The organism is Pseudoleptotrichia goodfellowii, assembly GCF_007990505.1.
GTDB lineage: Bacteria > Fusobacteriota > Fusobacteriia > Fusobacteriales > Leptotrichiaceae > Pseudoleptotrichia > Pseudoleptotrichia goodfellowii.
Map to the genome: position 1 here is coordinate 2,137,373 of NZ_AP019822.1, position 14,234 is coordinate 2,151,606.

11 protein-coding genes are annotated in these 14,234 nt (G+C 32.0%); 6 read left to right on the forward strand and 5 right to left on the reverse strand.

What is annotated here, in order from left to right:
* Positions 1–144: 144 nt before the first annotated feature.
* The 4 genes from FVE72_RS10300 to FVE72_RS10315 form a co-directional block, all read right to left on the reverse strand.
* Positions 145–1,929, reverse strand: coding sequence for a ShlB/FhaC/HecB family hemolysin secretion/activation protein (locus tag FVE72_RS10300; RefSeq protein WP_026738261.1), 1,785 nt, complete (start codon positions 1,927–1,929; stop codon positions 145–147).
* Between the two features lie 204 nt (positions 1,930–2,133).
* Complete coding sequence (locus FVE72_RS10305) at positions 2,134–2,724, reverse strand: IMPACT family protein (RefSeq protein WP_026738262.1); 591 nt, start codon at positions 2,722–2,724, stop codon at positions 2,134–2,136.
* Between the two features lie 11 nt (positions 2,725–2,735).
* The gene (locus FVE72_RS10310) at positions 2,736–3,731 is read right to left on the reverse strand and encodes a hypothetical protein (protein ID WP_026738263.1); all 996 of its coding nucleotides are present in this window, start codon (positions 3,729–3,731) and stop codon (positions 2,736–2,738) included.
* A gap of 36 nt (positions 3,732–3,767) precedes the next feature.
* The gene (locus FVE72_RS10315) at positions 3,768–4,535 is read right to left on the reverse strand and encodes a site-2 protease family protein (RefSeq protein WP_026738264.1); all 768 of its coding nucleotides are present in this window, start codon (positions 4,533–4,535) and stop codon (positions 3,768–3,770) included.
* 149 nt (positions 4,536–4,684) lie between these two features.
* Here FVE72_RS10315 and FVE72_RS10320 point away from each other — a divergent pair, with 149 nt between their 5' ends.
* From FVE72_RS10320 to FVE72_RS10330, 3 genes are read left to right on the forward strand one after another with little or no spacing between them, the layout of a single operon-like run.
* Positions 4,685–6,604, forward strand: a complete 1,920-nt coding sequence (locus FVE72_RS10320) for a hypothetical protein (RefSeq protein ID WP_026738265.1) — start codon at positions 4,685–4,687, stop codon at positions 6,602–6,604.
* Positions 6,588–7,454 (forward strand): hypothetical protein, encoded by an 867-nt coding sequence (locus FVE72_RS10325; protein WP_026738266.1) that lies wholly within the window; start codon positions 6,588–6,590, stop codon positions 7,452–7,454. The genes FVE72_RS10320 and FVE72_RS10325 overlap by 17 nt, the downstream gene beginning before the upstream one ends.
* Positions 7,451–8,197, forward strand: coding sequence for a DUF6339 family protein (locus FVE72_RS10330; RefSeq protein WP_006807198.1), 747 nt, complete (start codon positions 7,451–7,453; stop codon positions 8,195–8,197). The genes FVE72_RS10325 and FVE72_RS10330 overlap by 4 nt, the downstream gene beginning before the upstream one ends.
* A 345-nt stretch (positions 8,198–8,542) precedes the next feature.
* On the opposite strand, the gene glpK is transcribed toward FVE72_RS10330, so the two are convergent.
* A complete protein-coding gene (gene glpK, locus FVE72_RS10335) occupies positions 8,543–10,078 on the reverse strand; it encodes a glycerol kinase GlpK (protein WP_026738267.1) in 1,536 nt (511 codons plus the stop codon).
* Positions 10,079–10,301: 223 nt separating this feature from the next.
* Here glpK and FVE72_RS10340 point away from each other — a divergent pair, with 223 nt between their 5' ends.
* The 3 genes from FVE72_RS10340 to FVE72_RS10350 all read left to right on the forward strand — a co-directional run bounded on the left by FVE72_RS10340 (position 10,302) and on the right by FVE72_RS10350 (position 14,225).
* Entirely contained in the window at positions 10,302–11,333 is a 1,032-nt protein-coding gene (locus FVE72_RS10340; RefSeq protein ID WP_026738268.1) for an ABC transporter substrate-binding protein, read from the forward strand.
* 92 nt (positions 11,334–11,425) lie between these two features.
* The gene (locus FVE72_RS10345) at positions 11,426–13,141 is read left to right on the forward strand and encodes an ABC transporter permease (RefSeq protein ID WP_006807223.1); all 1,716 of its coding nucleotides are present in this window, start codon (positions 11,426–11,428) and stop codon (positions 13,139–13,141) included.
* Positions 13,142–13,160: 19 nt separating this feature from the next.
* Positions 13,161–14,225, forward strand: coding sequence for an ABC transporter ATP-binding protein (locus tag FVE72_RS10350; RefSeq protein WP_006807197.1), 1,065 nt, complete (start codon positions 13,161–13,163; stop codon positions 14,223–14,225).
* Positions 14,226–14,234: the final 9 nt, after the last annotated feature.

Consider the following 14,234-nt stretch of genomic DNA (forward strand, 5'->3'; position numbering starts at 1 on the left):
GAGAAATACGAATGTAACGTCATAAAAACAACTGTCTGAGCGTAGCGAGTTTGTTGTTTTTATAGTGGAATGATGTTATTTCGAGTTAGTAAAATTTTAGTCGGTTATTTTTGGCTACTTTTTTCTTAAAAAAGTAGATTTATATTAAAAAGAATATTTTACAGTCATACTCGCATAAACCTCATGATTTTTAGGTTTCACATACTCACTTTGACTGAATGCCTTTGCATAAGATACATCTATATCAAAATATGTACTTGAAAATCTTATCCCTATACTTCCTCCTTTTACTTTCCCAAGTCTGTATTCGGATTCATCATGATTATTCTTTGTTTCTCCTATTCCGTATGATATATACGGTATCAGTCTCTGTTTTTCATATCTGAATGTGTATGATAGTTCTGCCAATACTGAATATCCGCTGTCTCCTGATATATTATCATATTGATATCCGGGTACACTTCCTATTCCCCCTATACTCACCTTTTCACTTCCGTAATTTACATCTTTTGACTTCTGCATTTCTGCTGTCAGTCTGAATGCTGCATTCTTTATGGGCTTATACCAGTAAAAACTTGCATTGTATCTTGTTGCTTCAGCTTTCGGTGCTGTTTCTCCTTTTTCTATATCTTTTTCTCCATGGAATATTCTCATTCCTTTACTGTATGATACAGATAAGCCGCTTACTCCCTTAAACAATGCAAAGTCATAATTTACTCCCAATGTTCCTATTGTTAAGTTTCTGTTTGTCAGTTCCACATCTTCAAAATATGACTTACTGTTTTTTCTTTTTATTTCTATATTTCCTGTAAGTTTACTTTTATTATCTCGATACAATATTTTTGATAAATTTGCCATCAGTGATGTACTTGATCCTGATAAATCATATATTGTGTTATACGCATAAGTTGACCTTCTGTATACACTCTTATTTCCGCTTAATACTAACGAGTAACTTCTGAAAGGTATTCTGTATGTTATATTCCACAGTAAAGTCTGTCTTTGAGGGGGAAGTAATCCGTGTATCTTAGGATCGTATCCCGGTACAGGTCCGCTCGGTGCTATTTGTCCCGGTAAAAGTTGTGATTCAGGTATCTTCCAGCTTCTATCCACTTTCTTTCTTTTTACTCCCTGTATATTCATACTTAAAAGGTCATTTACTCCTAAGGGACTTTCTATATCAAGTCCTATCTTAAGTCTGTTTTTTCCTCCCTGTTCATCTCCGTAATTATTATATCCTACACTTACTGTTGTTTTTCCTTTTATTTCGTTTTTTGCAATTATATTAGAAAAGCCTTCTTTATCAGAGGGCTCTATGTTTACTGCAAAATTATTTGATGCATTTTTATTAAAATTATCTGTCATTGTATCTATATCTCTTATATTCAGCACATTACCTTTAGTTTTGGGCTTATTAAAAAATATTTTTAATTTATCTGCAAAACTGTTGTTATTCAGTTTTATTTTATCTATTCTTCCCGTTATTACTTCAAAAGTAATTTCCCCTTGCTGTATATTGTCGGTATTAACATTAATTCTGCTTGTAACATATCCCTTTTTTACGAGTATTGCATTAGCTTCATTCAATAATATATTTAATTCTTTCACACCTATTTCTTTATATTTGTATTTTTTACTTAACTGAAATTTATCTCCCTCAGATAAAAGTTTATCTTTATCTATTATTTGAAGGTCTTTTAATAGAAAAGTCGTTACATTTTCTTCTTCTACAGATTTAACTTCTATGTCAGGAGTAAATTTACTGCCTTCAATTTCTTTTCTTCTGTTTTCCTGTTCATTAAGTTGCCTTTCCTGTTCAAGTCTTTGCTGCTCTTTATCAAGAAGCCTGTTTGCCTCATCTTTGGGAGCTGCATTAACAACAGCCGAACACAAAAGAAGAAAAAAAGAAAGATTTTTTATTTTCTTCATTAAAACTCCTTTCTTTAGTTTTATTAAATTTTCAAATTTCATTATATCTTCCTTAGAAGAATACCTTTATTTTCAATAAAAGTCAATACTATTTTTCATATTATTTTTTAATACTTAAATTTGTTTTATTTATGTTTTAGGTTTTTCAGTATATTAAAATACATATTTTTACAAAAAATAAATTTTTATTATAGAAACTGCATTCTACAACCTTATCACAATCACCCTGCTCATCTCATTCAGTTTTTCTTCTATATCACTATTCGCCTTTATTTTCAAGGTTACTCTGTCAGAATAATTTCTCTCGGAAATTTCTATATTGTATTTTTCCCCGTTTATATTCAAAAATGAATCTACTTCCGAAGTAGATTCATAATCATAATCCAGTATAAATTCGGATTTTTCAACATATTCCGTTATTTCCGCCTCATTTATCGCAAGTTTTGCAGTTTTTGCATAGTTTCTTATAAGACCGCCTGCCCCCAGTTTTATCCCTCCGAAGTATCTTGTAGCAACTATTGCTACATTATAAATGTCAAGTATATTAAGTATTTCCGCCATAGGTTTTCCCGCAGTATTTGTCGGCTCACCATCATCATTATATTTAAAATACTCCTGTCCATTTTCCATTACTCTGTAAAGAGGAACGTTGTGAGTAGCTTCAGGATGCTTTTTCCTTACCGATTTTATAAATTTTTCAGCTTCGTTTACACTTGAAACAGGCTTTATATATCCTATAAATTTTGATTTTTTTTCTTCAAATTCTATGATTGTTTCTTTTGATACTGTTTTCAATTTATTTTACCTCATTTTAAATTTATTTCGTCCATAAGTCCTTCTTTTTCAAATTGTCTGTATTTTTCAGTTTTTATAAATTTTTTCATTATTTTTTCAATGGATTTTTCATTTATTTCATCTTTATTTTTCGTATCCGTTAAAGCTCCGAACATAATTTTGAAAACAGGAGTCATTATTGTCATCATCATAGTAAAAACATCTTTTTCCTTATTATATTCGAGGACATCTTTGGATACTTTCTTATTTGCAATATTTTGAATATAATCATCTATTCCTTTTTCAAGCTCATCGTTAAAAACATAAAAGAATACTCTCAAAATCTCTACATCCAACTGTCTTGAATAAACTTCCTCATCGGAAATTCCCGATTCTTTCATGAGAGAACTGTTATTCAGTATTTTATTCAATTCTCCCGTTTTAATAATCCCTGTAGAAATAAATTCTTTTATTCTTTTGTTTTCTTTTTCAGTATCTTTATTGTTATTTTCGGCTTCTTCTTTCATTTCGAGCATTTTATAAAATTCCGTCATTTTCAGATAAAATACATTTTTACTGCTGTCTTTAACTTTTTTAAAATATTCGTTCATTTTATCTCTTTGACCTGAAAGGAAAAAATATTCTCCAAGAAAGAAATTTTTAGCATCTTCAGGAATTTTTGCTTTTAAATACAGATTTTCATATTCTTTTATTTCTTCATTTCTTTCTTTACTCTTAGCTATTCCCAGTATTTTTTCAAGGATAATATAGTTATTTTTATCTTTTTTAAAAAGTTCTTTCGCTTTTTTTAGCTGCTGTGTTCTCTTTTTTTCTGTCGTTCCGCCTTCAGAACTTTCATTTAAAGTCGTATCTCCTATTTCTTTATCCAGTTTGATTGTTTCGTTTATTATTTCCTGTTTTATTCCCAATTTTGATAAATTTTCCTGTATATATTCTTTTCTCGTAAAGGCATTTGCTCCGAAACTTATTCCGAAAAGCATCGTTAAAATCAACAATATTTTTTTCATCATTATATCTCCTTTTAAAACAATTTTTTAGACTTTCTATATAACATCCACAGGTATTCCCAAATTTGTCAGATTTATGAAAAAATCCAGAAGCTCCATGAAAATTCCTCTGAAAACACCCGAATAAACTATTATAAATACAATTATTATTCCGTATTTTTCTATCTGATTGTAAAAACTTCTGACTTTTTCTCCTGCCATTGAATATACTATTCTTCCTCCGTCAAGGGGCGTAATCGGTATCAGATTGAAAAAAGCCAGTGCCAGATTTATTATATACATATATAAAAATACTGTCAGCAGTGTGTCGGACATAAAAAAGTCTACCGAGTGTGCAAGAGTTCTCAAAGCAATCAGCGAAATCCCGGCTATTATTAAATTCACTACAATTCCCGCTATTGCCACGCAGAAAAGCCCCAATCTGTTGGGTTTCAATCTGTAAAAATTAACCGGAACAGGCTTTGCCCAACCTATTACAAAAGGAAATCCGCTTAATATAAGCAGTATAGGCAACAGCATTCCGAACAGATCCAGATGTTTTAAAGGATTCAGTGTAAGCCGTCCGGCTCTTTTGGCAGTATCGTCTCCGAATCTGTACGCCACGTATCCATGAGCAACTTCGTGCAAGGTCATAGAAATTACGAACACGCACAGTGAAATTACTATATCCCAAGAAAAATTAAAATCCGAAATCCCTCTAAAAAGCATAAATCCTAAAACTGTAATAATTACAGCTAATTTCAATTCGGTATTTTTCGGGTTCATCATTTTAAATTTATTGTAATATCTTTTTATATTATTCATTTTTCAACCTCTTTTACTATAATCTCTGTTTATACGGTATTATATCATAATTTTAATTTTTATGCTTGACTGTTTTTTATTAATCGTGTTAAATTAGATATATAAAAATAAGGAGGGCAAAGCTGAATTAATTTGTTTCAGTTAAAAATATGAGTATAAATTGGAATTTCCCCGAGAGTAACTACTCTCAAAGAATGGGAATAAGCGAAGCCGGGATTGAAACTTTCAGAGGTTCTCTTTTCGGCTCTCTGGCAAAGGAAATATGCCAAAATTCCCTTGATGCACAACTGAATTTTTCGGAACCTGTAACCGTAGAATTTTCAAAATTCAACATTAAAACGGATAGTATTCCCGGATATTCAGAGCTGAATGAAGCTTTAAAAAAATGTTTACATTCGGATTCCGACGAAAAGGCGAAAAAGTTTTTTGAAAATGCCTGTAAAAAAATGGAAAATCCGAAAATAAGTATATTAAGAGCGAGCGACTTCAATACTACAGGATTAAGAGGTTCCAGAGAATCCAATATGTCTATCAATCCTTGGCAAAGTCTTGTAAAATCTTCGGGTATTTCGGATAAATCCTCTGTTTCCGGAGGAAGCTACGGTATCGGAAAATCAGCTCCTTTTGCATGTTCAGACATAAGAACAGTATTTTACTCTACTTTTGATACGGAAAATGTTTTGGCTACTCAAGGTGTTTCCAGACTGATTTCCTTTCCTATAAGCGAAGATAGATTTACACAGGGTATCGGATACTACGGCGAAACTGAAAAAAATACTCCTGTTTTCAAGGATTTAAATTTGGATAATTCTTTTAAAAGAAAAGGAAGAAGAGGAACAGATCTTTATATATTGGGATTCAGAGAAGATTCCAAATGGAAAGAAGAACTTATTTTTGCCGTACTGGAAAATTTCCTTATATCGATTTATAACAGAAACCTTATCGTAAAAGTCGATGAAACGGTTATTTCAAGAGAAACTCTGAAAGAAACGATAGACAATCTGAAAATAAGTGAAAAAAAGAAAAATCACTTTATCGTTGATTATTACAGAGTACTTCTTTCTACTTCCGGCAATAATGTTGTAGATAACAGTTTCCTTTTAGGCGATAATTTTAAAGATTTGGACGATTTTGAACTGAGAATTTTATATGACGACCTTAACAGAAAAGTTTTAATTTCCAGAAGTAACGGGATGAAAATCTTCGACTTGGACAGATTTCCGTCTTCACTTCAGTTTTCAGCGGTTTTCACTCTGAAAGGTGAAAAACTTAACGGATATTTCAGAGAAATGGAAAGCCCTCAGCATGACAGCTGGGAACCTGACAGACATTCGGACAAAAATGCAAAAAATATGCTGAAAGAGCTGAAACTTTTTATAAGGAATAAAATCGTAGAACTCGGAAAAAATGCCGTAGAGGATCAAATGGACGCAGACGGTATAGGAGATTTCCTGCCTGATGACCTTATATTCCTTGAAAAGAAAAAAGAAGAAGATAAAATAGACAAAGTAAGCGACAAGACAAAAAAAATGGATCTAAAATCTATAGATTCGGTTCCGAGAAAAAGAAATGCGAAAACCACTCCGAAAAGCCGAGAAGAATTTAACGAATCTTCAGAAACGGGAAACTTTACCGAAGGAACTCCCGATGCAGGGGATGCTCCTTTCGGAATTGATGAAGTTGAAGAAAACAACCTTGAAAAAGAATTTTCCATAATTAAAGACGAAAACGGCTTTCTTAAAGTTAAGAAAATCTCTCTTGTTTCCGATGCGGACATCCGTCTTATTCTTTTAAATAAGAAGTTGAGAAAATACAAACTTGTTATTACTCCGAAAAAGAATATTCCCGACGCATGTGTGAGAATAAGCCTTTCGGGAGAGCAGAGCAATCTGCGTGCAAGAATAAGAAATGCTTACGAAAATGATAATGTTGCAAGTCCTTTAAGAATAAAACAGGATAAAATTTATATGAATAATCTTTATGAAAATCAGAAATTTTCATTGTCTTTCATATTAAATTATTCCGATGACTGCTCAATGGAGGTGGAACTGTATGAATATAGAGTATAAACTGTATCCTTATCCGGTGCTGAATTATTTTTCGGATGATTATATAAACTCGGTCTTTACTTCAAACTTAAAACTCGATAAACTGGGAAACGGCATAATTTTTGAATTGACTGCAAATACTGATGACGAAGGATTAAAAGAGCTTATCGGGAAAGGATTGGCGGAATATGTTTTTCATATAGAATGTTCTTCCACTTCTTACAGAAATATTGTTAAATCAGCTACAGGTACCGAGACTGTAACGATTCCCGAATCCAAACTGAACAATAGAGTAAATGTATGTTTTTTCATCGTTGCAAAAAAAGAAATCGAAAATTACTCCAATGTAAATTTCAATCCCGATTATGAGGGAATTTCATTTACTATTGAAAAGGCGAATATTCTTGCTATTGCTAAGCAGTATAATGTGGAAATCGAAAAGGAAAAAGACAATCTTGCCCAAGTTCCTTCAATATTTCTTATAATAAAAAGAGAATCGGACAGAAAAGACGGAATAGAAATTGAGATGCTTCAGGACAAACTGCAGATTTCCCTTTCAAAAAAAGATTACGAGCATTACGCTCTTCTTTCCAAAGGAAATTATCAGGCGTTACTTCATTCTTCGATTATATTTCCTGCACTGATTTACGTTTTTGAAAATCTTAAAAAGTCCGATTTGGAAATTTACGAAGACTTTAACTGGTTTAAAACTATAAAGAAAGTATTAAATAATATAGACATTGAGCTTGATAAAGAATCTCTGGAAAGGGAACTTTCTTACAATCTTGCCCAGAAAATAATAAACTTTCCCGTGAGCAGAAGTCTTCAAGTAATGACTTCGCTTGAAACAGAAGAGGAGGAAATCGAATGAAATTACAATTTTTAAAGGAAATACCTCTTGAAACATTAAGAAAAAATATAGAAAACAATTTTTCAAATTACGCATTGCCTACAAACGAATGGATATTCAGTTTTTTCGGAGATGTTTCTCCTTTTCTCGATTTTAAAAAGGAAGTGCCCGATTTTGAACTTAATATGTCTTATGAAAAGCCTGAAAAAAGTGATATAGAAAACATTAAAATTCTTTACAGCTCACTGAAAGATTTATCTGTAGTCGAAGCTACAAGCGAAAGTTTATGGGTCGGAATGGCTCACAGCACTTTTTGGAATTATATGCAGTACCGTTTATATCTTGATAGAAACAAGTCATATATAAATAATATAAAGAATTCATTTTTCTTTTCCAAAGGGAGAAAACGTTCTCTTATAGAACATACTCTTTCAAGATTATGGTGGGCAGGAAAAATGGCTTATGACGAAAACAGGGAAGATCCTTTTGAGCTTTTGGAAGTATTCAACACTGACTTCAGAACGAAACTTCTTTATCTGTTTTCAAGTAATTTCACTAATAATCCGACTATTACAAGGGCATTTTTATCTTCCGTACTGGATTTTGAAAAGAACGGTGTTAAAATTAAAAGAGAAATATTTAATGAAACTATTATGTATCTCAATATTTTAGGGGGAACTTATATCCTTGATTATTTTGAAGAAAGTGAACTGAAAGACAAGATTACTAAAAAAATTGATGATCTTTTACTGGCAAGTGATTAAAAAGCTCCAACTCCTAATTCGTGAGGACTCGCCGTCCTTATACTTTTGCTGATAATCCTGAATTTTGTATACTTAAAAATGTCCGTTCACAAAGTCGTGAGGACTCGCCGTCCTCACACTCCTGCAGGCAACCCCAAATTTTACATACTCAAAAATGCCCGTTCGCTATGAAAACAAAAAAGATGTTTTCATAACGCTCACTAACACATTTTTCACGTTGTAAAATTTGAAGGTTGACAGTTTACAATTATCTAATTCTAAAAAATTAAGGGCTATTTCAGAACAAAAATTTTGTTCTGCTTACAGCCCTTTTAAATTAATTTTCTACATAATTATCAAATATCTTTATTCAGCATCTTCCCAGTTTTTAGCTTTTTCAACAGCTTTTTTCCACCCTTTGAAATACTTACTTCTAAGTTCTTCGCTCAAATTCGGCATGAATTTTCTGTTTAATTTCTGTTTTTTTATTATTTCTTCTTTATCTTTCCAAAAGCCCGTTGCAAGTCCGGCGAGATACGCTGCTCCCAATGCAGTTATTTCTATAATTTCAGGTCTTAATACTTCAATATTCAATATATCCGACTGAAACTGCATTAAAAAGTTATTTGCCACAGCACCTCCGTCTACTTTCAAAGAAGTCAAATCCAATCTGGAATCTTCTTTCATTGCATCAATAAGGTCCTTGGACTGATAAGCTATAGACTCCAAAGCCGCTCTTATTATATGATTTCTGTTCGATCCTCTCGTAAGTCCTACTATTGTACCTCTCGCATACATATCCCAGTAAGGAGAGGCTAATCCTACAAATGCCGGAACAAGATAAACTCCGCCGTTATCTTCTATTTTTGTTGCAAAATATTCGGTATCTGCAGCATCGCTGAAAAATTTCATCTCATCTCTTAACCATTGAATTACAGCCCCTGCGATAAATACACTTCCTTCGAGAGCATATTCCACTTTACCGTTTATCCCTACAGCAATAGTCGTAAGCAGACCGTTATTTGATTTTATACAGTTTTCTCCTGTATTCATAAGCATAAAACAGCCTGTTCCATATGTATTTTTAATATCTCCTTTATTAAAGCATGTCTGACCGAATAATGCCGCCTGCTGATCTCCCGCAATTCCCGCTATAGGAATATTTGTTCCGCTTTCTTCTCCCATAGTCAGTCCCATTTTGGTATACCCGTATATTTCGCTTGAATTTTTTACTTCCGGCAACATACTTTCGGGTATATTCAGCTCTTTCAATATCTTTTTATCCCATTTCAGCTCTTTAATATTAAAAAGCATTGTACGAGAAGCATTTGTATAGTCGGTTACATGAACTTTTCCTGCCGTCAGTTTCCATACGAGCCAAGTATCTACCGTTCCGAACAGAAGTTCTCCTTTTTCGGCTTTTTCTCTCGCACCTTCGACATTATCAAGTATCCATTTCAACTTTGTTCCCGAAAAATAAGCATCTATTATAAGGCCTGTATTTTCTTTGATATATTCTTCCAAGCCTTTTTCTTTCAGCTTTTCACAAATATCCGCCGTTCTTCTGCATTGCCAGACAATAGCATTGTAAACAGGTTCTCCTGTATTCTTATCCCAAACTATTGTAGTTTCTCTCTGATTGGTAATACCTATAGCTGCAACGTCTTTGAGCGATATGCCTGAAGCCGCTATAACTTCTGTCAATACTGACCTTTGAGTAGCCCATATTTCCATGGGATTGTGCTCTACCCAGCCCGGTTGAGGATATATTTGAGTGTACTCCCTTTGAGCTGATGAAATTATATCTGTATTTTTATTGAAAATAACGGCTCTCGAGCTTGTCGTTCCCTGATCCAGTGCTATTATATATTTTTTGGAACCGTATATATTTTTATTATCCATATTTAACTCCTTTTCTATATTTTGTCTTAATAAATTATATCTTTTAAAATAAATTTGTCAACCTATACAAAACATATAAAATTTAACTGCAAAACTATTAAATTTATATTTAAACATTTGTTTTTTATTGACATATTGAAAAAATGAGGTATATTAATAAAAAGATTATTTTAATTTTATTCATATCAACTATTTTAAAATATATAAAAATTAGGAGGGAAATATGAAAAAAATATTTTTAGCAATATTATTAATCATTCTTACTTTATCATGTGGGGCAAGTGATGACTCTGATAAAAAAGAGGGGAAGGGGAAACTTTTATTTTATGCAGGATTGCAAGAAGATCACGCTGCTTTAATTGCACAGGAGTTTGAAAAAGAAACCGGAATAAAAACTGAATTTGTAAGGTTAAGTAGCGGAGAAACTTTAGCAAGATTAAAAGCCGAAAAAGACAATATGACAGCTTCTGTTTGGTACGGCGGTCCTGTTGACGGTATGATTGCAGCAATTGATGAAGGACTTATAGAATCTTACATTTCTCCTGAAGCTGCAAATATAAAACCTGAATATAAAGATTCTAAAGGATACTGGACAGGAATATACGTAGGATATTTAGGATTTGTAGGAAATAAAAAAATGCTTGAAGAGAAAAAAATACCTATGCCTTCATCATGGGCCGATCTATTAAAACCTGAATATAAAGGAGAAATAGTTGTGGCACATCCGGGTTCTTCAGGAACAGCATACACAATGCTTGCAACTCTTGTCCAATTAATGGGAGAAGAAAAAGCTATGGAATATTTTAAAAAATTTAACGGTCAAGTAAGACAATATACTAAATCCGGAACCGCACCAGGAAGAATGGTCGGGACAGGTGAAGCTACTATAGGAATTACTTTCCTACATGACGGTATTAAATATCAAAAAGAAGGATACAGCGATATCATTTTAGCTACTCCTAGTGAAGGTACAGGTTTTGAAATAGGAGGCGTTGCTCTTCTTAAAAACGGACCTGATCAGGAAAATGCAAAAAAATTTATTGACTGGGTTCTTTCCAAAAAAGTTCAGGAATTAGGTAAAACTGTAGGTTCATTCCAGTTTCTTACTAATAAAGATGCTATAAATCCTGAAGAAGCAAAAGTAGTTGAAGGTGCAAAATTAATAAAATATAACTTTGATTGGGCGGGTAAAAATAAAAAAAGATTAGTTGATAGATTTACCAAAGATACTAATACAACTTTACCTAAAGAATAATATACATTTTTATAAAATAATAAAATTAAGAATTATCTAAATACTGAGAATACATATGTATTCTCAGTAAATTTTCTTAACGGAGGAAAACAATGAACAACGATTTTAAGTTAAAATTGAATCATGAACTGAAAAATATAAGAAAACTTATAAATGACCCTGTATTACTTTTAACTATTATTTTTTCTTTAGCCGTTGTTACTTTTTTTGTATTAGTACCATTATGGAATATACTTTTAGAAAGTTTAAAAATAGGAAAAGGGAAAATCGGATTGGAAAATTATATTGAATCTTTCACTGCAAGCGGTAATTTTCAAGTAATATTGAATACTATACTATTAGGATTTGTAACTTCAATAATTTCCTTAATTATCGGATTTTTCTTTGCGTATGTTTCTGTTTATATTAAAATCAAAGGAAAAAAGATTTTTGACTTCATCGCAATGTTACCTATAATTTCTCCCCCTTTTGTTATAGCTTTATCCGCTATAATGTTATTTGGAAGACAGGGGATTATCACAAGCAGAATGTTAGGAATGAAAGGATTCGAAATCTACGGATTTCACGGTTTGGTATTAGTACAAGTCTTGAGTTTTTTCCCTATTGCATATATGATGCTTGTAGGTCTTTTACAAATGATAGATCCTTCTGTGGAAGAAGCTTCACGTTCACTGGGAGCATCAAGATTAAAAGTATTTACCACAATAACATTTCCTCTTATGTTACCGGGACTTGCAAATGCTTTTTTACTCGTTTTTATACAATCCATTGCTGATTATGCAAATCCTTTTGTTATTGGAGGAAAGTTTACTACAATAGCAGTAAAAATATTTCAGGAAGGTGTAGGAAATTACGAATTGGGTATTGCTACGGCATTGTCTATTATATTACTTTCTTTGTCTATCACAATGTTTACAATACAAAGATATTATATTAACAAAAAATCTTATGTTACTGTAACAGGAAAGGTTTCGAGAGAAAGAGAATTAATTGACAGTAAAAAAATAGTAACTCCGATATTTACAGTGCTGATTCTTCTAACTTCATTTGTTATTATAATGTATATATTAATACCTTTAAGTTCTTTTGTAGAAATATTCGGTATTAAAAATAATTTTACATTAAGACACTATCAGGAAATTTTTAGATTTAAAAATAGGATCGCTCCTATAATTGCAACAACAAATTTATCTCTTTGGGCTACACTGATTGCGAGTGTTTTTTCAATGATTATCGCATTTTTGATAGTCAGAAAAAATTTTATCGGAAAAACATTTATAGAATTTACTACTATTATGGCATTAGCTATTCCGGGAACAATAATCGGTATCGGATATGCAATCAGTTATAATAAAGTTTATAAAATTCCTTTTACAAATATAACTCTGATACCTACACTAACAGGTACTGCGTTTATAATTGTAATGGCATTTATAATAAGAAGTCTACCTGTAGGAGTTCGCTCGGGAATGAGTGCTTTAAATCAAATAGATCCTTCTATTGAAGAAGCTTCTACAATACTGGGAGCATCAAGTAGACAAACATTTTTTAAAGTTACAATACCCATGATAAGAGAGGCATTTCTTAGCGGATTAATATACTCTTTCGCAAGAAGTATGACATTGGTAAGTACCGTAGTATTTCTTATTTCAGCCAAATGGAAATTATTAACGCCGGAAATAATGAACCATATAGATCAGGGAAGAATAGGAATCGCTTCGGCATACTGTACAATTTTGATAATAATAGTTTCAACATTTATGATAATTGTAAAAATACTTATGTCATTTACAAATGCAAAAAAATAATTAAAGGAGATTAACTGAAATGAGTGAATCAAAAAGCTTAATAATAAAAAATTTAACCAAAACATTTATAACAAAAACAAGAAGAGTTGAAGCTGTAAAAAACGTTAATTTATCTATTAATTCAGGAGAATTTATTTGTCTTCTAGGTCCTTCAGGCTGTGGAAAAACTACTGTCCTCAGAATGATTGCAGGATTTGAAATTCCTACATCAGGAAGTATAGAAATAGGCGGAAAAGATATTGCCTATCTTACTCCCGACAAAAGAGGTATATCAATGGTTTTTCAGAATTATGCTCTCTTTCCTCATATGAATGTATATGATAATATTGCTTACGGTCTTAAACTTCAGAAAAAAGGTAAACAGGAAATCGACGAGCGTGTGAAGAAAATTCTGCAATTAATGAAAATGGAAGATTTTGCTGAAAGAGTTCCTTCTCAAATGTCGGGAGGACAGCAACAAAGAGTATCACTGGCAAGGGCCTTAATAATGAACTCTTCAGTATTATTGTTTGATGAACCTTTATCAAATCTTGATGCAAAACTGAGACTTCACATGAGAGACGAAATAAGAAAATTACAACAGGAAGTCGGTATTACCTCTATCTACGTAACTCATGACCAAGCTGAGGCAATGGCTCTTTCAGATAAAATAATTTTAATGCGTGATGGAGAAATAATTCAAGTCGGAAGTCCTACGGAAATATATCAAAAACCGAATAGTGAATTTGTTGCTAAATTTATAGGCAGAGCAAATATATTAAATGCCGAAATTCTAGAAAAACACAGTAATTTTACTAAAATAAAATTACTTAATTCGGAATACAATGTCCCTGAAACTACAACACATAATGTTGGAGATAACATTAAAATAGTAGTAAGACCTGAATCTATGGATTTCTCAAAGAATTCAAATACTCTTAAAGTTGTAAAAAGTGTATTTATGGGTGAAAATCATGAATATGAAGTACAATCAGAAAATGAAATTATTGAAATAATCCTTAGTAACCCTCATGGAAAAGAAATAAAAAAAGTGGGTGAAATGCTTACATTTGGAATTGACGAAGAAGCAATACATATATTGTAGTTAGACATT